The organism is Acinetobacter populi, assembly GCF_002174125.1.
GTDB lineage: Bacteria > Pseudomonadota > Gammaproteobacteria > Pseudomonadales > Moraxellaceae > Acinetobacter > Acinetobacter populi.
Genome location: NZ_NEXX01000002.1, coordinates 174,669 through 198,126 on the forward strand (window position 1 = coordinate 174,669; position 23,458 = coordinate 198,126).

General features: G+C 38.2%; 20 protein-coding genes and 1 pseudogene. 8 read left to right on the forward strand and 13 right to left on the reverse strand.

Annotated features, from left to right (window positions below; all coding sequences use genetic code 11):
- Positions 1–57 precede the first annotated feature (57 nt).
- Both lipA and CAP51_RS07025 read left to right on the forward strand, forming a co-directional pair.
- Positions 58–1,074: a lipoyl synthase gene (lipA, locus tag CAP51_RS07020; RefSeq protein ID WP_087620047.1), complete on the forward strand. Its 1,017-nt coding sequence runs from the start codon at positions 58–60 to the stop codon at positions 1,072–1,074.
- 180 nt (positions 1,075–1,254) lie between these two features.
- The gene (locus CAP51_RS07025; protein WP_087620048.1) at positions 1,255–1,686 is read left to right on the forward strand and encodes a hypothetical protein; all 432 of its coding nucleotides are present in this window, start codon (positions 1,255–1,257) and stop codon (positions 1,684–1,686) included.
- Between the two features lie 10 nt (positions 1,687–1,696).
- Here the strand turns inward: CAP51_RS07025 and CAP51_RS07030 are convergent, their stop codons facing one another.
- From CAP51_RS07030 to CAP51_RS07040, 3 genes are read right to left on the reverse strand one after another with little or no spacing between them, the layout of a single operon-like run.
- The gene (locus tag CAP51_RS07030; protein WP_087620049.1) at positions 1,697–2,635 is read right to left on the reverse strand and encodes a hypothetical protein; all 939 of its coding nucleotides are present in this window, start codon (positions 2,633–2,635) and stop codon (positions 1,697–1,699) included.
- Positions 2,636–2,672: 37 nt separating this feature from the next.
- Entirely contained in the window at positions 2,673–3,812 is a 1,140-nt protein-coding gene (locus CAP51_RS07035) for a toxic anion resistance protein (RefSeq protein WP_087620050.1), read from the reverse strand.
- A gap of 25 nt (positions 3,813–3,837) precedes the next feature.
- Positions 3,838–4,632, reverse strand: a complete 795-nt coding sequence (locus tag CAP51_RS07040) for a hypothetical protein (protein ID WP_087620051.1) — start codon at positions 4,630–4,632, stop codon at positions 3,838–3,840.
- 364 nt (positions 4,633–4,996) lie between these two features.
- On the opposite strand from CAP51_RS07040, the gene metH reads away from it, so the two are divergent.
- Both metH and CAP51_RS17335 read left to right on the forward strand, forming a co-directional pair.
- Positions 4,997–8,695, forward strand: a complete 3,699-nt coding sequence (gene metH, locus CAP51_RS07045; protein ID WP_087620052.1) for a methionine synthase — start codon at positions 4,997–4,999, stop codon at positions 8,693–8,695.
- A gap of 81 nt (positions 8,696–8,776) precedes the next feature.
- Positions 8,777–8,935, forward strand: a complete 159-nt coding sequence (locus tag CAP51_RS17335; RefSeq protein ID WP_171294751.1) for a hypothetical protein — start codon at positions 8,777–8,779, stop codon at positions 8,933–8,935.
- Positions 8,936–8,937: 2 nt separating this feature from the next.
- On the opposite strand, the gene CAP51_RS07050 is transcribed toward CAP51_RS17335, so the two are convergent.
- From CAP51_RS07050 to CAP51_RS07065, 4 genes are all read right to left on the reverse strand, one after another.
- Positions 8,938–9,819: a hypothetical protein gene (locus CAP51_RS07050; RefSeq protein WP_087620053.1), complete on the reverse strand. Its 882-nt coding sequence runs from the start codon at positions 9,817–9,819 to the stop codon at positions 8,938–8,940.
- Positions 9,820–10,015: 196 nt separating this feature from the next.
- On the reverse strand, positions 10,016–11,386 hold the full coding sequence (locus CAP51_RS07055; protein WP_087620054.1) for an amidase: 1,371 nt from the start codon (positions 11,384–11,386) through the stop codon (positions 10,016–10,018).
- Positions 11,387–11,457: 71 nt separating this feature from the next.
- Positions 11,458–12,639, reverse strand: coding sequence for a hypothetical protein (locus CAP51_RS07060; protein ID WP_245809096.1), 1,182 nt, complete (start codon positions 12,637–12,639; stop codon positions 11,458–11,460).
- Between the two features lie 14 nt (positions 12,640–12,653).
- Positions 12,654–13,541, reverse strand: coding sequence for a nitrilase family protein (locus CAP51_RS07065; RefSeq protein WP_087620055.1), 888 nt, complete (start codon positions 13,539–13,541; stop codon positions 12,654–12,656).
- 157 nt (positions 13,542–13,698) lie between these two features.
- Between CAP51_RS07065 and CAP51_RS07070 the strand changes: the two genes are divergently transcribed.
- Positions 13,699–14,772, forward strand: coding sequence for a LacI family DNA-binding transcriptional regulator (locus tag CAP51_RS07070; RefSeq protein WP_245809097.1), 1,074 nt, complete (start codon positions 13,699–13,701; stop codon positions 14,770–14,772).
- A gap of 157 nt (positions 14,773–14,929) precedes the next feature.
- On the opposite strand, the gene CAP51_RS07075 is transcribed toward CAP51_RS07070, so the two are convergent.
- From CAP51_RS07075 to CAP51_RS07090, 4 genes and pseudogenes are all read right to left on the reverse strand, one after another.
- A complete protein-coding gene (locus tag CAP51_RS07075; RefSeq protein WP_087620421.1) occupies positions 14,930–15,223 on the reverse strand; it encodes a cold shock domain-containing protein in 294 nt (97 codons plus the stop codon).
- Between the two features lie 111 nt (positions 15,224–15,334).
- A pseudogene (locus CAP51_RS17650) lies at positions 15,335–15,499 on the reverse strand (GTP pyrophosphokinase); the annotation flags it as partial.
- Positions 15,500–15,521: 22 nt separating this feature from the next.
- Positions 15,522–16,052, reverse strand: coding sequence for a YaeQ family protein (locus CAP51_RS07085; protein WP_087620057.1), 531 nt, complete (start codon positions 16,050–16,052; stop codon positions 15,522–15,524).
- Between the two features lie 83 nt (positions 16,053–16,135).
- Positions 16,136–17,578 carry a glycosyltransferase family 2 protein gene (locus CAP51_RS07090; protein ID WP_171294752.1) on the reverse strand — a complete coding sequence of 481 codons (1,443 nt, stop codon included), beginning with the start codon at positions 17,576–17,578 and terminating at the stop codon, positions 16,136–16,138.
- Between the two features lie 383 nt (positions 17,579–17,961).
- Between CAP51_RS07090 and CAP51_RS07095 the strand changes: the two genes are divergently transcribed.
- From CAP51_RS07095 to CAP51_RS07105, 3 genes are all read left to right on the forward strand, one after another.
- On the forward strand, positions 17,962–20,235 hold the full coding sequence (locus tag CAP51_RS07095) for a TonB-dependent hemoglobin/transferrin/lactoferrin family receptor (protein WP_087620059.1): 2,274 nt from the start codon (positions 17,962–17,964) through the stop codon (positions 20,233–20,235).
- A 31-nt stretch (positions 20,236–20,266) separates the two neighbouring features.
- Positions 20,267–21,100 carry an EF-hand domain-containing protein gene (locus CAP51_RS07100; RefSeq protein WP_245809098.1) on the forward strand — a complete coding sequence of 278 codons (834 nt, stop codon included), beginning with the start codon at positions 20,267–20,269 and terminating at the stop codon, positions 21,098–21,100.
- Between the two features lie 252 nt (positions 21,101–21,352).
- Positions 21,353–22,363 carry a formamidase gene (locus tag CAP51_RS07105; protein WP_087620060.1) on the forward strand — a complete coding sequence of 337 codons (1,011 nt, stop codon included), beginning with the start codon at positions 21,353–21,355 and terminating at the stop codon, positions 22,361–22,363.
- Between the two features lie 225 nt (positions 22,364–22,588).
- Here CAP51_RS07105 and CAP51_RS07110 read toward each other — a convergent pair whose 3' ends face one another.
- On the reverse strand, positions 22,589–22,945 hold the full coding sequence (locus tag CAP51_RS07110) for a DUF1304 domain-containing protein (RefSeq protein ID WP_087620061.1): 357 nt from the start codon (positions 22,943–22,945) through the stop codon (positions 22,589–22,591).
- Positions 22,946–23,068: 123 nt separating this feature from the next.
- On the reverse strand, positions 23,069–23,431 hold the full coding sequence (locus tag CAP51_RS07115) for a hypothetical protein (RefSeq protein WP_140404409.1): 363 nt from the start codon (positions 23,429–23,431) through the stop codon (positions 23,069–23,071).
- Positions 23,432–23,458: the final 27 nt, after the last annotated feature.

The following is a 23,458-nucleotide window of genomic DNA, read 5'->3' on the forward strand; positions in this document are numbered from 1 at the left end:
ACGATATAATGTTTTGCCAAATGTTTCATGCAAACATATCGCTAGGATGGAAAATTTATGTCTGTAGTAAACCGTAAACCTGAACAGGGTATTAAACTTCGTGGCGCAGAAAAAGTTGCTAGGATACCTGTAAAAGTTGTCCCTACGGTTGAAACGCCTCGTAAACCAGACTGGATTCGGGTCAAAATGACAGCACCCGATGAAGTTCAACGCATAAAAACTACCCTTCGGGCACAAAAATTACATACTGTATGTGAAGAAGCCGCCTGCCCCAACTTACCAGAATGTTTTGGTGGTGGTACTGCAACCTTTATGATCATGGGTGATATCTGTACCCGTCGTTGTCCATTTTGTGATGTTGCACATGGCCGTCCCAATGCACTTGATCCAGATGAACCGCGTCATATGGCAGAAACAATTGCCAATCTGGGCTTAAAATATGCAGTTATCACATCGGTAGACCGCGATGACCTATTAGATGGCGGTGCTCAGCATTTTGTTGATTGTATTGTTGAAGCACGCAAATTAAGTCCTAAAACTTTACTGGAAATTCTGGTTCCCGATTTCCGTGGGCGTATGGATATTGCATTACGCATCATGACCGAATGTCCACCGGATGTCTTTAATCATAATATCGAAACTGTGCCACGCCTCTATAAAGCAATGCGTCCGGGTTCGGATTATCAACATTCTTTAACTTTATTAAAAATGTTTAAAGAATATTGCCCAGATATTCCAACCAAATGTGGCCTGATGGTGGGTATAGGCGAAATAGAAGAAGAAGTGATTTCTTTACTGGACGACTTAAAAGCCCACGATGTTGACTATGTCACGATCGGTCAGTATTTACAGCCATCAAAACAACACGCACCAATTGATCGCTTTGTTACACCGGAAGAATTTGAACGTTACGCAGAGCATGGTCGCAAACTGGGCTTTAGAAATATCTGGTCTGCGCCAATGGTTCGTTCTAGCTACTTTGCCGATCGCCAGTATTATGGTGAACCTGTACCGGGTGTACGTCGCAAAATTGCACCTGAAAAGAAAATTTCCATTCTTGCTGTTGAAGCTTAAATTGCGAACTTCTTAAAATCTCACATTCATATTAAAGGCACAATTTGTGCCTTTTTTAATTATTCATTCAGTCATAAATTCCTTTTCTAAAATATCAAATGTAAACCTTTAATAAAAATCTTTTCATATCCAAACTTTTATGCCAGATTAAGAACCAATAGATCAGGAAGACTTACACAGATGAAATTATTTTTAGATTGTGAATTTAATGGTTTTGGTGGCGAACTTATTTCTTTGGCACTGGTTGATGAGCAAGGGCAATTTTTTTATGAAGTACTTCCTTGTGCAACACCAAAGGATTGGGTCTCCCAACACGTTTTGCCAAAACTTAACAAAGCCCCAATCGCAAAGCAGGATTTTCAAAAAAAATTAGGTCAGTTTTTAAATCAATATACTCACTTGCATATTATTGCAGACTGGCCGGAAGATTTATCGCTATTTAGCCGTGCCTTAATTTTATCTGCCGGAAAATGTATGGTCACCCCACCCTTAATCATGGAGCTTTGGCTGCAACAAGATCAGGTCGCGATTTTTTCTGAGACACCGCATTATGCACTTTCCGATGCTCAGGCATTGGCAAAAGCCTATTTGAGTAATCAGGCAGAAAATTAAGATATATCACTTATTCAGGAGTTTTAAGCAATTGTTGATCTATGCGATGAATACGCTGATTAAACTGCCGATTTAAGATATAAAACAACAGTGCCAACACCGCAAAGCTAACTAAAAAAGTGCTTAATATAATCTGGGAATAATGTGTCAACTTATTGGCCTGATTAACTTTAGCTTGTATGCTTTGCGCCAGCGGCGTTATGGGTTTTCCATAGAGCTGCTGTTGGATTATCCAAAGCTGCTCAGGTTTAAAACCATATTGCTCAAAGTTCTGATGACGATTTTCTTCCTGTATCAGTCTGGTGCTGTATGCAATAGCGACATTTTTATCAATCGGGCGATGTAACAAAGCCGTTTGTACCAGTAAATAATCCTGTACAGGTTCGGATAATTGACTGGCCTGAATATAACGATAAATCCGGCTTTGCTGAATATTATTATCATATTCAACCACTTCCTGATATAACGCAGCTTGACGATCTTTAGGAATGATTTCTGCTTGTATCCATGATAACCCCATCCAGATCAATATAAAGCTAATCAACCATGCCAGAATGTGTTTAACAAAACCCTTAATTTTTTGTCTCAGCCAATTGATTTTCTTGTCATAATGAACGAATAAACTTGCGCCAATCAGCGCACAACTAAATTTAAGCCCAAGCCATAATACCCAAGACAATAAATTGCCAAAAACGTCTGGGTTATCCCCAATACGACGTTGCACGTCATAAGCAGTCACAGGCACGTGTAACTGTTGAATGGTGGGTGAAATATCATAAAAAGAATAGATCAATTGCTGATTAAAAAATAATGCCACCAGACTCATGGTCACAATGGTTACAGACAACACCATATACGTCCGCATACGGTTTCTACGGCTTTTTAATTGTGATAGACCCGATAGCAGTTCGGTCTGATTCACTGCTGCAACATTCTGTACATTCTTCATCAATGCTTCCAACCATTCTGCAACAAATACAGCTGCCTTAATTTAATCGCTGTTGTGTATTTTGCGATGAATCAATGACCAACGTATTCAGATTACTCTGTAGCGTTTTTAACTTTTGTGTTGCCTGTTCACGCTGTGCCATGCCGTCTTTCTGAATTTGAATCACATCATTAACCGTTTTAATCAGAGTATTCTGAACATGCTCAAGTGTTTCTACATCGATCACCGAACGTTGGTTGGCTTTTGCGGTATTCACCGAATTACTGTGTAACAGTTCGGCATTGCGACGTAACAATTCATTGGTGGCATCATCAATGGTATTGGCAAGTTCTACACTGTTTTTTTGTTCATTTAACGATAATGCCAGACTAATCTGATTTTTCCATGCCGGTAAAGTAATGTTCTTAATCGCATAAAACTTATCAACCAGCATCAGGTTATTGGACTGGATAATCCGAATCATTGGCAGGGTTTGTAATGCCGATTGTTGCAGCATTTGTAAATCATGCACCCGCTTTTCCAGATTATTGGCAGCATGATTAAGATCATAAACCTGCTGGACCGTTGTCTGATCCTGTTCCTGTGCAGTTAATGCCGAAATCTGCTGAGCAATTTGTTGTTGCTTTAGTTGCCCGGCTGCTACATAAATACCCAGTGTATGATGCTCTTCCTGAACGGCCTCATACATTTTATCCAGCATTTCTACCCGTTGTTTTAAACCGGATTGAGAAGTTTCAATTTCCTTGACCAGTGTATCAATCTGTTCTTTGGTGGTATTAAATTGCAACTGAAAATTTTGTTTGGCATTTTTAAACTTGGAAAAAATCGCGCCTAAAATACCGGTTTTACGATTTTCAGCCAATAAATTATTACTATTTAGTTGCTGTGCAACAGTCACCACCTGATTAAGTTTCTGTCCAGTTTCATCCAGATCTTTATTTTGCACCAAGCTTAATAAATCATCGGTATAAGCAGATGTTTTTCCCGCAATATTTTTACCATATTCTGCCACAGTATTCGGATTGATTTCTGCCAGTTCTTTACTCGCTTCCACCACTTGTGAAAAATCATCAGCCTGCAAACCGAGATGTTTTAAATCCAGTTGCTCAAATTGAGATGATGTTAATGTTTGATCCGTTGCCACAATTACTTGTGTTTTTTGTGCGTCATTTGTCATTTATTTCTCTCTTTATTACCTATAATCATTTACTTGGTGCAGTTTTTACTGCATGGTCTAAAGTCTGAATTAATCGCTCTCTTGCAGCATTGAGTTGCTGAAGTTCCTGTGGATTTTGTACAGTTTGTAACTGCAATACATGTTGTTGCCACGCAGGAATCAAAATATTTTTGGCCTCATTAAAGCGATCCAGAATGGTCATCGCCGTATTACGGCTTAAGTTCTGCTGTAACATTGCCATATCTGTCGCACTTTGCGAAGTCATTAAGGTATTAATTTTTTTATGCAGACGGTCCTTAAACGGATCCAGTGACATTTTGTTATCGGCAAAGGCATGACATTCCTGTACAAACTGCTCGGCTGCAACCACATAATGCGCCATATCGACACGCAATTGCTCGAGTTGCTGCATTTGCTTTTGCGATTGATAAATTTCCGTCGCCACCTGATGGCTCAGTCGGGTTGCCACCTCGACCAACTGATTAAGATCATTTAAAAAATTAACCGAACCAGCTTGTTGTTCAAGATCAATACCAAACCAGCGCTGGATAAAGTTGTATTTTTTTTGCCCGAAATATTTTTTTGACTGATTCAGTTGATTAATCAACTGTCTGATCACCTGACTTAACTGCTGCGAACTTTGTATAGATTGAGATAACAATAATTGGTTCTGTTCTTGCACAATATGGTCGGCATAATGCGTCAACAAAGTTGGATTGCGCATAAAAGGAACCAGTACATTACGCTTAATTTTCAATAACATCTCTTGGTCTAAATTGATGTCATGTAAAGCAATAAAGTTTTGGGAATATTGTGTCATCTGCGCTTCAAACGATCCTGAGTCAGCCAATGAATTAAGTTTAATCTTTATATATGAATTTAAACTGAAATTTCAAAGTTGTATGCTGTAGTTTTGCAATTATTTATGTTTTCTAAAACTTATCTTTGACAGCAAAGGAATGGTGATTATTCAGCAATAAACTTCTGAACATTCATAATCAAAACGATCTATCGCATGATCCAAGAGTATTCTCATGAAAATTAAAATATATTAAAAGGCAACATGATCTATATCAAAATCTTAAAACTTCATCATGATATATCCTTGCACATCACCGCAAAATTGTAATTTTCTGCTAAACTTCGCCATCTGTAATACAACTGAATTTTAGCGAGCGTTCTGCATGTCCACCCCTGCACCATTGTTAGCCACTCTAAAACAACTTTTAGCCCAACGGATTTTGATCATTGATGGTGCAATGGGAACCATGATTCAACGCCACAAGCTAGAAGAACAAGATTATCGTGGCGAACGTTTTGCCGATTGGGCATCAGATTTAAAAGGCAATAATGACCTGCTGGTACTAACACAACCGCAAATTATTCAAGGCATTCACGAAGCCTATCTGGAAGCTGGCGCAGACATCATTGAAACCAACAGTTTTAATGGTACTCGGGTCTCAATGTCAGATTACCACATGGAAGATCTGGTCCCCGAGATTAACCGTGAAGCTGCACGACTGGCAAAAGCTGCCTGTGAAAAATATTCTACCCCGGACAAACCACGTTTTGTCGCAGGTGTGCTTGGACCAACCTCCCGTACCTGCTCAATTTCACCTGATGTCAATAATCCTGCCTTTCGTAACATTAGCTTTGATGCGCTAAAAGAAAATTATATCGAAGCCACCCATGCACTGATTGAAGGCGGTGCAGACATCATTCTGATCGAAACCGTGTTCGATACACTAAATTGTAAAGCGGCAATTTTTGCAGTTAAAGAAGTATTTAAGCAGCTTGGATATGAGCTACCCTTGATGATTTCGGGGACGATTACTGATGCTTCTGGGCGTACTTTAACAGGACAAACTGCCGAAGCTTTCTGGAACTCTGTACGGCATGGTGATTTATTATCCATCGGATTTAACTGTGCACTTGGTGCAGATGCGATGCGTCCGCATGTCAAAACCATCGCTGATATTGCGGATACCTTTGTTTCCGCACATCCGAATGCCGGTCTACCCAATGCCTTTGGTGAATATGATGAAACCCCTGAACAAACTGCCGCCTTCATCAAGGAATTTGCCGAAAGTGGTTTGATTAATATTACCGGTGGGTGCTGTGGTACTACACCTGATCATATCCGTGCAATCTATCAAGCCGTTAAAGACATTAAACCACGTCAAGTGCCTGAAACTGTACCTGCTTGCCGTTTAAGTGGTTTAGAACCATTTAACATTTATGATGATTCCCTATTTGTTAATGTCGGGGAACGAACCAACGTCACAGGCTCAAAAAAATTCCTGCGCCTGATCCGTGAAGAAAACTTTGCCGAGGCACTAGATGTCGCACAACAACAAGTTGAAGCAGGTGCACAAGTCATCGACATCAATATGGACGAAGGCATGCTGGATTCACAAAATGCCATGGTGCATTTTTTAAATCTTGTTGCATCCGAACCCGATATTTCCCGTGTACCCATCATGATTGACTCCTCCAAATGGGAGATTATCGAAGCGGGTTTAAAATGCGTACAGGGTAAACCGATTGTCAATTCGATTTCTCTCAAAGAAGGTTATGACGAGTTTGTCCATAAAGCCCGACTATGCCGCCAATATGGTGCAGCAATTATTGTCATGGCATTTGATGAAGCTGGACAGGCCGATACCGCAGCCCGTAAACGTGAAATCTGTAAACGCTCTTATGACATTCTAGTCAATGAAGTCGGCTATCCGTCAGAAGATATTATTTTTGATCCAAACGTGTTTGCTGTGGCAACAGGGATTGAAGAACACAATAATTATGCAGTGGACTTTATTGAAGCCACTGGCTGGATTAAGCAGAACCTGCCGAATGCCATGATTTCTGGCGGTGTATCAAACGTATCGTTCTCTTTCCGTGGTAACGAACCCGTGCGTGAAGCAATTCACTCGGTATTCCTATACTATGCCATCAAGCAAGGCATGACCATGGGGATTGTTAATGCCGGACAAATGGCGATCTATGATGATATTGATAAAGAACTTAAAGATGCGGTTGAAGATGTCATCTTAAATCGCAATCAGGGTGAAAGCGGCAACGATGCCACAGAAAAACTGCTGGAAGTTGCAGAGAAATATCGTGGTCAAGCCGGTGCAGTCAAAGAAGCCGAAAATCTGGAATGGCGCGAACAGCCTGTTGAAAAACGCTTGGAATATGCACTGGTCAAAGGCATAACCACATTTATTGATCAAGATACTGAAGAAGCCCGTTTAAAATCCAGTCGTCCAATTGATGTGATTGAAGGACCATTAATGGACGGTATGAACGTGGTGGGTGACTTGTTTGGTTCGGGTAAAATGTTCCTGCCGCAAGTGGTGAAATCGGCCCGTGTCATGAAACAAGCAGTGGCATGGCTGAATCCCTACATCGAAGCAGAAAAATCGGCAGGTGAAGCCAAAGGTAAAGTACTGATGGCAACCGTAAAAGGCGATGTACATGATATCGGTAAAAATATTGTCGGTGTGGTATTGGGCTGTAATGGGTATGATATTGTCGATCTAGGTGTGATGGTGCCAGCGGAAAAAATCCTGCAAACTGCCATTGATGAAAAATGTGACATCATCGGGCTATCTGGCTTGATCACGCCTTCCCTTGATGAAATGGTATTTGTTGCCAAGGAAATGCAGCGTAAAGGCTTTAACATTCCATTATTGATTGGCGGTGCAACCACCTCAAAAGCGCATACGGCAGTCAAAATTGAACCGCAATATCAAAATGATGCTGTGATTTATGTTGCCGATGCATCCCGCGCGGTGGGTGTAGCCACTACCCTATTGTCTAAAGAAATGCGTGGGGCATTTATTGCCGAACATCGTGCCGAATACGCCAAAGTCCGTGAACGTATCGCCAATAAACAACCCAAAGCAGCCAAGCTGAGTTACAGCGAAGCAATTGAAAACGGCTTTAAAATCGACTGGGAAGCGTATGTTCCACCCAAACCGAATTTTATTGGGACGCAAACAATTACCCATTATCCCCTAAAAACCTTGGTGCCATATTTTGACTGGACCCCATTCTTTATTTCATGGTCATTGGCAGGCAAATTCCCGAAAATTCTTAAAGATGAAATTGTCGGTGAAGCCGCAACTGATTTGTATAATCAAGCGCAAGACATGCTAAAAGACATCATCGAAAATGACCGTTTTGATGCCCGTGCCGTATTTGGGATTTTCCCGGCTAAACGCACAGGTGCAGATACTGTCAACGCTTATGATGAAAATGGCAATGTGACCCATACCTTTGAACATATCCGCCAACAATCGGATAAAGTCACTGGAAAACCGAATTTATCATTGGCGGATTTTGTGAGTTCAAGCGACTGCCAACAGGATTATTTAGGCGGATTTACCGTATCGATTTTTGGTGCGGAAGAACTTGCCAATGAATATAAAGCCAAAGGCGATGATTATTCTGCAATTTTGGTGCAATCTCTGGGTGATCGTTTTGCCGAAGCATTTGCCGAGCATTTGCATGAACGGATCCGTAAAGAATACTGGGGTTATCAACCGAATGAACAACTGGATAATGAAGCACTGATCAAGGAAAAATATGTCGGCATCCGCCCTGCACCTGGATATCCTGCCTGCCCTGAACATTCGGAAAAAGCGGTGTTATTCGACTGGCTCGGTTCAACCGATAAAATCGGCACTTATCTCACCAGTAGCTTTGCCATGTGGCCACCTTCAAGTGTAAGCGGTTTTTATTATAGCCTGCCGCAAAGTGAATACTTTAATGTCGGGAAAATCGCATTGGATCAACTTGAGGACTATGCAAAACGTAAAGGCTGGACATTGGACGAAGCGAAACGATGGTTAGCTCCGAATTTGGATGATTCAGTGGGTTAGGTATCACTATAGTTTGCAAAAAATAGCATTAGCACTATACTTTTTTACGCTAATGCTTATTTCTCTCTATGGATACTTTTTATGACAACAGTCCTTGTGCGTGAAAACTGCAAAATTACTATTCCAGATGAGATTAGAAAATTCGCTGGTAGTGGTCAAGTCCTTGTAGATGAAGAAGACGCTGATTTAACAATAAAGCAGCTTTGTGAAGATAGAAATATATGGATATATTTAAGGTAGATTCAATTTTTTTCATATTGACATTCCTTCACTACAAACCTTTCTCTATATGAATTTATTCTTTGATTAAATGCGTTAATATTTTCTTTATTATTTCCAAATATAGATTTATCAATAGTAAATGACGTATTAACTAATACCCTTTCCTTACTTGGATCAATATAAATTACAGAGTAATAATCTTCTACATTACTGCATCTATGTTTGCTATCAAAATCAAACTTTACTGCAAGAATAAATAGTTTATAATTTATGGATTTATTATCTAAAGCAACATTATTTAAATGCCATAAACCCAACATATATAGCAAAAAAACAATCAAGTACCATAACTTTTTATTAAATTCAAATTTCCAATAAGACTTTTCACCCCCATATTCTAATTTTTCAGTCTTATAAGCATCTACGATATAATCAAAAAAAATATAAAATATAATTAAAGCAACTATGTACAACAATATAGATACAATATGATTTACAAAATAAATAATTGAACCAAAAAACACGCCATATTTAAAATTACTACCCGAAATATAAAATATTTCATTTAACTTTATATTTACTTGTGCAGCTGAATAAACCACTGTAGTTGTAAAAAATATCGATAGTAAAAATTTTGTCATTGGTATTTTTAAAAATTGCTCTAATGGATAAATTGCTTTAACTGCATTAAAAACAATCATAATAAACATTACCACCATAGCTATCAAATACCAAATATATTGATAGCTACTATCTCCTCCTGAAAAAAACAAAGCAATAACACCAAATACAACAAAAAAAGAAGATAGCTTATTTAAATCCTCATAATTTTCATCAAATTTAGATTTGAGTAAATAATAAATCTTTCCTGTATAATCTGGTTTATTACTTTTTTCATTCATACGAAAACTACCTATTCACATTCCTAATTTAAATTACATAAAACCTAAATCCCCAACTACACCCACCTTCACAAGTTCATGATCTCGAGGCTTACAGTAATGACACGCAAAAATAATTCCAATGGATAAGCAGCATTACCCATTGTTTCAATCGCCCAATCATTTGTATCATTGGCATAGATGGCCTAATATCCGTTTATATCTTCTTAATTATAGACTGAACACTACTAATAAAATGAATTAATTGATTTTCATTATTATTAGCACAAATAATCTGCAATCCAATAGGTAACCCTTGGTCAGTCATCAAAGGAATACTACATGCTGGTAAACCCAAGAGATTCCAAGGGCTAGTCAAACTTAATAAGGCATCTTTTACCATGATATTTCGGCTGCTTACTGTAATTTCACGTTGATATAAATCAGTTGCATAGATAGGTAATGTTGGCATCAATAAGAAATCATAAGATTGAAATAGTGCTGAAAATTTCTGAATGTATTCTTCTCTCAGTTGTAATGCATTGATATATTCCCATCCTTTTGTATCTTTTGATCTTAACAATCTTTGTAATACTTCAGGTTGAAATAAAGATGGATCATTTTTTACTCGCTCGGCATGTATTGCATATGCTTCACTATTTTGAATCGTGCAAAAACATTGATGTATCTGGATAAAATCTGTAGATAGATTTTCTAAGACATGTATTTGATCAGAAAAACCCTGAAATATAGATGCTTGTATTTTTTGATATAAACTAGTTTCATAGCCATCTGTAATACTTTCAACTGGAATCCAGCCTAATTTTACCGACATTTTGTCCAGAAAATTTAAATTTTTACGCTCTAAACTATTGTTTAAAGCATTTAACACTATATCTATATCTTCCGCTGTTTTAACTAATATTCCCAAATGGTCTAAAGTTTTAGCTAATGGATATACGCCTGTCATAGATAGAGTAGAATAACTAGGTTTAAAACCAATCACGCCTGTTAAAGATGCAGGAATTCTAATTGAACCGCCTGTGTCTGTTCCAATTGCAATAGGTACCATACCCGCTGCCACAGCAACAGCACTACCGCAACTCGATCCACCTGATATTTTAGTGAGATCCCATGGATTTTTTGTTGCACCATTAAAAGAACAATCTCCTGTAGGACCATAAGCAAATTCATTGGTATTGGTTTTACCAATAATTATTGCACCCAAAGCTTTCAATTTTTTTACACAATCGGCATCTTCAGATGGTACAAAATCTTTAAAAAATTGTGACCCCATCGATGTCTTAAGGTTTAATGTTTGAATATTATCTTTTATTGCAACTGGAATTCCATGCAATAGTCCCAAATCTATACCCTGAGCAAAAAGTTGGTCTGCATATTCAGCCTGTTGTAAAGCATAACGCCGATCAATGTGACAAAAAGCATTAAGTTGCTGATCCCACTTATCAATTGACTCAAGACTATGTTGCACTAACTCTTTTACAGAAAAATCTCCTGACCTCAAAAGTTTTGCGATTTCTGTAATATCAAGATGAGAAAAAAAACCTTGTATAGGACAAAACTGCATTATATAAACTCTCTATCAATATCGAATATAATAAAATTGCTGTTCAAACTTCACTAAAAATAAACATGATGCTAAGAAATCAGATGAATCACCCCTATTGTTAAAAGGGATGTAACCGCCATTGATACTACGTTACCGATATAAGGATGCTGATAAGTTGCCAGTTTTTTTGAAATATATGCCGCTAATGGCGGCGCAATTATTGCACCTAATAAAGCACCAAACAGAATTGAAATAAAACTACCACCAAATACAAGTACAGCAACAGGAGCAACAGAAGATATCGGTATATAAGTCGGATACCAGCCATATTTCTGCCATTGTTTTTGCCATAAAACGACAGCGATCGCTGATGACAACATTTGTGCAATCACAATTTTTGTAATTAATCCGCTTCCATAAGCAATGCCCAATGGATTTAAATAAATAGCTAGCAATACACCAGTGAGAAAACCAAGACCAGCCCATTCATTTGCAAAGAATTGTGATTCAGAAAAATCCGAAAACATTCGTCTTACTACCCACTTCGGACCAAAAACTTTAGTTTCGGACACGATAGTTACTTCCTCTTCTATTTCCTTCTCGATTGAAGTAGAAGATTTTAATTGTCCATTGATTAAACATGGAAATTTATAAAATAAGAAAAAAGCAAGCAAACTACCAAATGCCATGCCCAACACATTGCCAATAATATAAGGTAATTCCAATGGCCTACAGACATAATTAATTATAAAAATGGAACAAGGCGTAACCAGAATCGCTCCTGCAATTGCACCAGTAAGTGCCACTCTAATACCCCTACCAAACATTAGTACCGTCGCCGCAGGTAAGGATACAAAAGCAACAAATGTCGGTTGCCAATTTCCACTATAAATTACCAACCAATCCCAAAAAATATTACTTAATAATAACCCTAGGCCCGAACTTAATAGAATCCATGGGAAAAGACCTGAACCATAGCTGATTTCAAATCCTTGCCATGGTTTCTTCTTTAAACCGACAAAATAAGCAAATGTCGCACCTAATAATAAACCTAATGAAGCAAATTCAGATTTATAAAACTGTGCTTCACTAATATCCCCCAATACCCAACGTAACCATTGCAATGGTGTATTCAGCGCTTGCATTGATGCATAATCCGCTCCAATAGCCAAAGAATACTTTTCAGCTAAATGCGCAAGAATAGAAATACTCAATACTATGCTAAAAGCAGCAACTATATTTAATAGTCTATAATGATAAAATATTTTCATTGCGTTTCCCCTGATTAACGGGGAAATGAACAATGTGTTGTATATCCTAGCATTTCATCATAAATATCAACTCTACGATCACGTAACAAGTCATTATGCTTATTCCAAATCGGTGCACCACGTGCAGCAACCAGATCGATCTCCGCATATAAGATTGTTTCCTCTTCGGCACCAGCACTCGTTATAGGCCAGCCATTTATTCCTGTAATTAAAGAGCATCCCAGAAAACGTTCACCACGATCTGTCCCGATTCGATTTGCCGCAGCTATATAGACATTATTAACATGAGAAGCTGTCATAGTCAGATAAGACGCCATACATTTTCCACTTTCGTCAAATAATGGAGGTGGCGTCCATACCCAGTTATTGACGCTACAAATAATGTCTGCACCCTGTTGTGCTAAAATTCTCGACACTTCAGGAAACCAAATATCCCAACAAATTAACATGCCGATTCGTCCAATCGGTGTTTCAAAAACAGGAAATCCAGTATCTCCAGGTGTAAACCATAACTTTTCTAAATTCCATAAATGTGCTTTACGATACTTTCCAATAAAACCTTCTGGCCCGACCAAAACAGATGAGTCGTATAATCTAACCCCATCTTTTTCAGCAACACCTGCAACTAAATAAATTGAGTGCTTACGTGCAAAATCCTTCCAGATTTGTACACTAGGACCATTAGGTACCTCTTCTGCATGTTCAAATGCTTCTTTTCTATGGGTAAATAAATATCCTGTATTTGCCAATTCTGGCATAACAATAAGGTTTGCCCCATTCTCCACAGCCTGTTGTGCCAAATTTAATCCATGTCTAAGATTTCTATCTCTGTTTTCCATACCAACTTGCGGGTCAAATTGAATGACAGCAACCTTTACAGGGCTAATTTTGGTTTTGTCCATTTATACGTCCTCACTTAATTAATCATTACTCACGCCACAAACCCAAACGTTTGGGTAAAAAATCAAAAAAATATAAATACTACCCAAACGTTTGGGTTGATTAAAAACCGATCTACAAATAAAGTCAAGTATTTTTTCTCTTACTAAAAAAGTTAGAATGAATCAAAGCCATCACAATCTTAAAAACATGAATCGCTCAAAAAATGTGACATTAAAATCTCTTTCAAAACAACTAGGATTACATGTTTCTACTGTTTCCAGAGTATTAAATGGAACACTGGATGAAGCACATACTGCCGCTTCGCCTGAAACCATAGAAAAAATTAGAAATCTAGCTACTGAATTAAACTATCAACCCAACACCTTAGCAAAGAGTCTTAAAACTCAAAAAACTCAAGTAATCAGTGTGTTAGTTCCAAAACTATCGGATCTGGTACTTGCTACAATTTATGAAGGGATTGATGCAGCTGCGACACAATATAATTACTTTACATTTGTATCAAACACCAATGACCACCCAGAAAATCAAAAAAAATTAGGGGAAATGGCATTATCCCGAAAAGTAGATGGATTAATTATTGCTGATACCCATATCAATGAGCAATCCAGTAATAGTTTCCTACAAGAGCTTTCAAGCAAAGAAATTCCCTTTATTCTAGTTAGCCGTAAAACTGAGAATTTTATTTCCGTCACGTGTAATGATTATTTAGGCGGAGAATTGGCTGCACAACATTTAATTTCCCAAGGACATCGTAATATCGGTGTAATTGCTGGTGAACCTTTTGCCAGTACAGGGATTGATCGTACCCAAGGCTTTTGTGATTACTGTGATAAACACGGAGTCACTATTTCCAATAAACAGATCATACATAGTGGTTTTGACGTAAATTCAGGCCATCAAGCAGGTTTGAAACTTTTATCAACAACCGATAAACCTACAGCTATTTTTGCTGTGAATGATTTTATTGCAATAGGATTAATGGGGGCGATAAAAAAATTGGGTATGACACCAGGAAAAGATATTGCAGTGATAGGATTTAATAATATTACTTTGGCAGAACAATTACCGATCCCACTTACTACAATCGCCTCTCCTATGTATGACATGGGTTATATTGCAATGGAATTGCTAATAAAGCGCATAAAGGGTGAAAAAATAGAATCTATAGCAATGGAACCAAAACTTTTTATTCGTGAAAGTACGTTAAACTTTGATAAATTTACAAATTAAAAATATATTTTCCCTATTCATACACAAACGGACGTTTTATACTTCTCATGATTTTCAATATTGATTAACTCTTACTCTGCCCTGAATTTTATAATTTTCAAGGAAATTTAAAATCATAAAATTGGTTAATTTTTCAATTATATAGCTTATATACTCCCTACTTCTTAAAATTTGACAACAACGCTGATGTAATCGATTTATTATGCTCGGCAACTCTCGATTTTTTTGCCTTTGCTGACTGATCAATAACTCGTTCAATTTTAATCGCCTTTAACTTGCCATTATTTTCAGCAATGATAAATTTCACTCTTTCATTGCGCTTTGGTTCGCCATCGGCAAGTGGGAAATCTGAAATATGAAAGAAAATATCTTGCTCAAGTCCACCAATAAAGCCAAAGCCTTTTTTGGCATCGTATTGTTTAATTTTCCCTTGATACACTTCAGACTTCATCACTATTCCCCAAAACATTACACAATTTGTTTATTATACCTTGATCGCTATCCATAAAGAAAATATCTCAACCTAAATCCTATCCGTATAGATGGTTATCGTAGAGAATTTTTAAACAAACGTACGTTTATATTTTTCATGGTTTTCGATATTGCTTAACTCATCCTTTTCATCCCAAATTTGCAATTCCCAAGGAAAGTAAAAATTTGATTTATTTTTAAAATAAACATGTAAACCACAATAACCATCTTGATCATGATAATACCAGTTCTTTAAGCCATACTTTCCTTACGCTCTGTTATTGCAATTTCACCCACTCAATTTCAGCTTGTCCATGTTCACCAATCAAGGTCCATTCCCCGTCCATGACATTAAGCTGTAATTGCATGGTACGTTCGCAAAGGGCTTGTATCGCAGTGGTCGTAGCTTCGGACAATTGCCACACTTCAACATTTTTTAAGGTTTTGAGTTTACTACTCCGTTTATACCATTCTGCCACAGCAGCGCCATATGCAATTACAGCAACCTGCGAGCAACGCGCGCTGGCTTTTTTGACTTTATCTTCGTCAGGGCAACCAACTTCAATCCATTTTTCCAACTGCCCGGTTAAGTCTTTTTGCCATAAAGCGGGCTCATCTGTTTCAAATAAATCTTTGGTAAATTCCAGCGCATCATCGGCATAACGGGCAAATGCCAAAATCCGTACCATTAGACGTTCAATGGTTTCTGAGGGATGCAATGCCATAGTCAGTTGATAATCACCATATTGATGGGTATCCATATTGGCAATATTAAGTTCTGCTTTATAGATTGTTGCTTTTAATGCCATACGTTTAACACACAGTCGATCCTGAAATTTGCGCCTAGCATAGCGGATTCTATACGGCTGTACAGAAAATTTTTAAGATGATTTCAAATTTCCCGTTGCGGCAACCAGTTTTTCTGTTTTCTGATAAAAATCCACCAGCCCAGACATGCACCCAATACTTTGACAATCTGAAAGCTAAAAGGTGCTGCTATGGTGGCAAAGATCATTTGAGGAATGACATGCCAAGTCATTTTAATATTGGTCCAGCGCTGATAAACGTAAATGCCCCATAAATGAAAACACAAATCCAGCGCAATTTTCGCCGCAATAATCATTAAAACCGTATAGACCGCAGGGCTTTGCTGGATCACAAGCATGAGTAGAATACAAATCGCAGCAACAGCAAAAAAAGGTTGTACTGTATCCAGCATTTTAATCGGCAGCATTAAGCGACCAACCCTGCCAAATTTATTATTTGCCATCATGTCCAGATTATTATATTGGGTTTCCAGAAAACCCGCGAACCAGCGACGTCGCTGATGAAAAAAAGATTTGAATCCGTTCGGCGCATCGGTAATACCATAGGCTTGACCGACCACGCCTACAGTCCAATTCAGCTGATGTTGATAGGCATAGCGATAAATCCGATGGTTAAGCTCATAATCTTCCACCATACTCTGTGGATCAAAACCATTTAAAGTTTTTAACATGTCACAGCGGTAAGCGGCAAATGCACCGGAGACCAATAACAAGGCATTGGACTTTTGCCAAGCCGCACGGGATAAAAAAGAAAAGATATATTCAAATTTCTGGAAAAACTGAAAAAACAGATCAAATAAACGACCTGATTTATTCTGCCGACAAACTGGTTGAAGTACGCCGCCCGCTGCGACCAAATCTGGATTCTGCTTAAATTCACTGACAAAAGCCTGTAAAGCATCGGGTGAAATGACAGTATCAGCATCTAAAGTCACCACAATATCCGAGTCGATATAATCCAGTGCCGAATTTAAAGCACGGGCTTTGCCCTGATGTCCGAGTCTTAGCACCGTTAAATTGCTATATCGAGCTGAACAAACCAAACCCGACTGATTGGCAATGCCATAATTTTGCTGTAAAAGTTGTGGACTATTGTCGGTTGAGCCATCATCCACAATTAAAATCTGTGCTGGCGGATAGGTCTGTAAAAATAATGCGTCTAAACAGTTAGGTAAAATCAGACTTTCATTACGAGAGGGAATAATCACACTGATGCTTAAATTTTTATCAACATCGATTCCTCGATGTTGACTGCCCTGATTGACCAGTAAATTAGGTAATGGCAACAAGATTTTTGAACGTAAATTAAAGGTCTGAAACAACATGAACAATAGCAACCAAGTATCATATGCCAGATAAATCAACCCTGCTGTCCATGCCCAGACATTTTCAAATAAAAACCCCGAAATCACACTGGCAATAAATACCACGAGACATGTCAGCATGACAAATTTTGAGAGTAATTCAGCACCAGTAGAACGATTGGGAGATGACGAAAGAGATGACATAACATTCATCGCCGCAGATGATTAAATGAATTACATTGTTGCAAAATCGGAAAATGCCATCAATGAAAGATATGTTTTTGACTCATCAACGAATTGATCAACCTACCTGAATGAGTACTTTTTTGGATAAAATATAGGCTTCACCAGCTAAAATAATTACATAAGTTAACTAATAGTTACATAAAAATACATATTGAAATTTATTAACAACATTTTTAGTGGAAATACATGTATTTCTCCACAAAGTTATAGAAAATAATAGACATGTTGATTATCATTATCAATTAATATCATTTTGTCTCTATTTTTGTAAGTTTATATTACATTGTCATGATAGAGAAGTTGGTAGATCTGCTTTATTTATTTTTATTCTGAGTTTTTCTATGCGTGAATTTCACCCTCAACGCCAGCCCTTAAAAACTGCGCAGCTTAACTACCTTAGTTTATGTATCACTGCATTATGTGCTTTCCCCAGCTTAGCTAATGCTGAAGAGGAAAAATCCTATACGAGTTTGCCTGTTATTACCGTTTATGCAGAAAAAGAGGACAATACGCCTGCTTCCATTGCCACAATCAATAGAGAAAATCTGGATAAAACTGGTGCGACTGATATGGCGAGCATTGTCAAATATCTACCGTTAGTCAATGCACCCTTCTCCACAAACGGAAGCAGTACTTTTTATGCTGGATCAGGTACCAGTAGTTATAATATCCGCGGTATCGAAGGGAATCGGGTTGGTCTGGATGTCGATGGTGTAGACATTGCAGATGCAACCATTGCCGTGACAACGGGTGCAAGTATGCGTCAAACTGCTGCAGGACGAGATTATATTGAACCTGAAATGTTCAATTCAGTGAATATTGAATCAGGCACTACCAATGTTTCTGCGGATGGGATCGGGGGTCGAGTTTCCTTTAAAACCAAATCTCCTGATGATTATCTGATTGATGGCAAAACCGTAGCCGGCACAGTGAAATCCGGTTATAGCTCTGCCAATAATTCATGGTTTGGCTCTGTCACTGGAGCGGTTGGCAATGACACTGTAAAAGGTTTGGTCGCCTATGCGCATCGTGATGGACATGAAACAGAACCGAATTCCAAAACCAAAGCTTTTCCTATGGACTGGGATTCCGATGCTGTTCTCACTCGCCTGTTATGGAATATCAACGCGCAGAATCAATTGGGGTTTACCTTTGATTATTACCAAAAACAATCTGATGTATCCGGGTTGGATGGTACAGTTAATAGTGCATTAGCCACCTATGAAGATGGCACCCAACATCAAGATATCGAACGAAAGCAATTTGCATTGGATTATATTTTCAAACCTGATCATTTTGCGCTATTTGATCAATTAAACACTAAACTCTGGTATCAAGTATCCAACAATGATGCTCAAACTATATATACCATGGTCAGCCGTAATACCGCAGTAGTTCGTGATTTTACCAATACATATCAGGAAAAAAATACCGGCCTCAAACTGGATGCAAGCAAAATCTTAGCTCAACATCATATTAAATATGGTTTAACTGCCGACCAGAAAAAATATTCAAGTACCCGAGCTGATTTAAGAGATGGATCACTGAGTTCCAGCTTGTATCAAGGCGCCTATATGTCTGACGCCAAAGTCAATCGCTATGCTCTTTATCTTTCAGATGCCATGAGCTTTGATCTATTTAATAGAGAACTGGTTGTCACGCCTGCCCTTCGTGCAGAACGTCAAGAATATAAACCTTCTAATTCCGATTCACTGGATGTTGCCAAAAAGGATTTCAGTTACCTGTCGCCCGCTTTATCGCTGAGTTATCAATTAACACCTGATAATTATACTTATGCAAAATACACGCGTGGCACCCGAATTCCAACTGCAACGGAAATTGGCGGTTATTTTCAAACCACACCTTCCGCATCTTATTATTTATCCGGAAATACTAATCTTAAAAAAGAAAGCAGTAATGCATTTGAAATTGGGTTAAAAAATACCTCAATTGATGGTATCAAGTTTGATATTTCAGCGTTCTATACCAAATACAATGATTTTATAGATTATCAACAATATACAACCCTCGAAAAATGTACTGCTCTAACCAATATTTCGACTTACTCCCAATGCTATATTGCTGAAAATATTGCAGATGCTTCTATTTGGGGCGGTGAAATATCCACACGAATTGATCTCGGCAAATTTATTGCCCATTCAGATGGATTTAGTCTTGGATTGGTGGCAGGCGCAACAAACGGCTCTGCAAAAAGTTCAGACGGCACAAAAACAGGCATCAATTCTATTCAGCCTGCCAAAGCCAGTTTAACTTTTGCTTATGATGATCCAAACAAAGTTTTTGGATTGGGCCTTACCGCAACGTCAGTGGCAAGTAAAACCGCTTCAAACGACGCAACAAGCTATCAGGGTAGTAATGATGTTGCAAATTATCAGCCTGTAGCAGATTATACAATTTTTGATTTATCGGGCTATTGGAATATTAATAAATATACCAAGCTGAATGTGGCATTTAACAATATGTTTGATAAAACCTATTGGAACTATGCAAGTGTCGGTACACTGATAGGATCGGGTACTGATCAAGCAACATTAATTGATCGAGCTGCTGAGCCAGGCCGTAATGTTGTTGCAAGTCTTGAATTTAAATTTTAAACCTCCTTATTGAATTTCTGGAACATTTGATATGAAAAAACGTCCTCTCTCAGTACTTATGGCTTTGTTTTTATCGAGTACTGTAAGTTTTGCAGCCGCACCACAGCCTGATCTTTATAAACAAAGTCTGGGCATCTATAGCTTAAATCATAGCGACCTCAAAGACAGCACCCAAGCCACTTTTGTTAAAAGCTTCGTTACAGATTATCAGCCATTATTTCAACAACATAGCAAAGTTGATTTACAACAGTATCTAGCATTTGAAAATGCCCGGTTACAATCGATTATTGAGAAACGTCGTGAAATGTCTTTAAAGCAGGCGCATGTACGTTTTGGTGTGATTAATCAGGATAAAGATGACAAAATCACACTGAAGGAGTTTCAGGAAACTGGTTTAAAAACTTTCAATGGATTTGATAAAAATCAGGATGGGATTATCAATGCCGAAGACCAGAAACTTGCACCTGTTGCCCAAGGAACGCATGATGGTTTACGCATTACTACACCTTTGGCTATGCCAATGGCAAATAGTATTGTCGAATTTATTCAAATGTATGGTGGTGATAAAGGTTTTGTGACTTTGGGTGATTATCTAAAAGAACGCGATCAGCAATATTTCCATACCGATGCAAACCACGATCTGACTTTATCTGAACAGGAATATGTCACAGAGTTCATGCAACGCTATGATGAAAATCTGCAAAAAGCAAAAGCAGAATATCAAACTATTTTCGCCGAACAATTCAAGGCCATTGCAAATAATAAAGCAACCATCAGCAATAAAGATGTAGATGCCTATGCAAAACTATTGTTCAAGCATTTTGATGCCAATAAAAATGGTCGTCTTGAGGCAAATGAGCTGTAAATCTAGTTCTGGTCAATTTTAAATTTTTCCCACGAACATACTGCCCTGAAATCATTTTGGGGTAGTTTTTTGCATTTTTTAGACGATATCATCACTCAATACTTTGAAATAACTAAAAAATAATAAGACTAAATTTTCACCCATATAAGTCATATTACGTATTATCAAAATAATAGAAAAATGAGAGTTTAACTGCATAGGTAAATAACGCACCTTATTTCAAAAGTGTAGACCAAAAACAGGAGAATTCTCATGGCGAGTACCGGAAGTGTAAGTGCTTCAGAAGAAGCCCTACTTGTTGCAGCAATCCAATATCCAGTACCTGTGATCAAGGGACCTGAAGATATACAAGTGCAAGTTGACAGGATTTGTACAGCACTGGCCAATACCAAGGCAGGCTATCCAGATCTCGACTTAATTGTATTTCCAGAATATTCAACTCAGGGCCTAAATACGGCAATCTGGACCTATGATGAAATGCTATTAACCATCGAAAGCCCGGAAATTCAGCAATTCAAAGATGCCTGTAAGAAAAATGATGTATGGGCAGTATTTTCCTTGATGGAAAAAAATGAAGATCCGAGCAAAGCCCCTTATAACACAGCCATTATTGTCAATAATCTGGGGGAAATTGCATTACATTACCGCAAATTACAGCCATGGGTACCGATTGAACCGTGGTCTCCTGGCAATTACGGCATGCCGGTATGTGATGGACCAAAAGGTTCAAAACTAGCGGTATGTATCTGTCATGACGGCATGTTCCCGGAATTGGCCCGTGAAGCAGCATATAAAGGATGTAATGTCTATATTCGGATTTCCGGCTATTCTACACAAGTCAACGATCAATGGATCTGGACCAATAGAACCAATGCTTGGCAAAACCTAATGTACACTGTCTCTGTCAATCTCGCAGGTTATGACAATGTATTCTATTACTTCGGTGAAGGTACCATTTGCAATTATGATGGTAATGTCATTCAGCAAGGTCATCGTAACCCTTGGGAAATTGTGACCGCAGAACTTTTCCCACGTTTGGTGGATCAGGCGCGTGAGAACTGGGCACTTGAAAATAATATTTTCAATCTGGGTTGCCGTGCTTATGTCGGAAAACCTGGCGGTGAAACAGCCAACTACCTGACTTGGGTGGAAGATTTGGCCAAAGGACAGTATAAATTGCCTTGGGATGACAAAATCAAAATTCGTGATGGCTGGAAATATTATCCGGATGGCGTAAAACTTGGACCTATGCCGAAAAAATAATTTTTAGCATAGCGCTACGACAAAACAAATCCCTCTCTGTATCGCATCAGAAATGATGTTGGATGAGAGGTTTTTGTTTTAAAATCAATATTAATGGATTAACGACTCGCCATGTTATTTTGTTCAATTAATAATACATAAGCTGATCTAAGATTTCCTAAAACCAAATACATCCAATAATCTAGGTTTATTCATCACAATCTAATCATGACCTCAACTTCGCAGTTAAAACCCAACATTCAATAAAATTAATGCAAGCAACGCAGGTACAGCCTGAATAAAAATAATTTTCCGATTTGCTGTTACACCGCCATATACACCGGCGATAAATACACATGCTAAAAAGAAGTTCGCCACCGAAAAAGAAAGAATCGGTCCAGCAACTAATGACCAGAACAATCCAGCAGCCAAAAAGCCATTGTATAAACCCATATTTTGAGCCAATGTTTTGCTTGCTTTCGCCTGTTCAGCACTATGACCAAAAGCTTTTCGGCCAGCGGGTTTATCCCATAGGAACATTTCCAGAATCAGAATATAAATATGAAGTAAGGCAATGATCAATATCAGTATTTTTGCAAACATTTTATGTCCTTTTGATGTGTGCATTCAAATTAATAGATATATTTTTTGCAACATTATTCTGTACAAGTCACTACTTTAACAAGATGCAATAATAACGCAAGTGGCCATAGTATAGACCGCATTTTAATCGCTTGAACCACCACCATCACCACCTCCGCTATCTCCACCACCATCGGAACCGGAAGAATCGGAAAATGATGTACTATCCCATGAACTAGAAGCACCACTGCCACCAAATGCGCCACCCTCACCTGAATGACGAGTATTAGAATCACTTTGCTCAAATGTATTGATATAGGGACTTGAAGATACAATATCCTGAAAAGATTGACGTTTGGCATCCTGCACGGATTGATGCTCACGATCCCGAACAGATTGTTGTCGCAATCTTTGCAATCTGGCTTTTCTCTGCTGTCTGCGAGAAGATTTCAACCAGCCAAAATATATAATGGCGAGGACAATCATTATACAAACAATATAAGTCATCATCATTCCTTGTCAATTGAACACAAT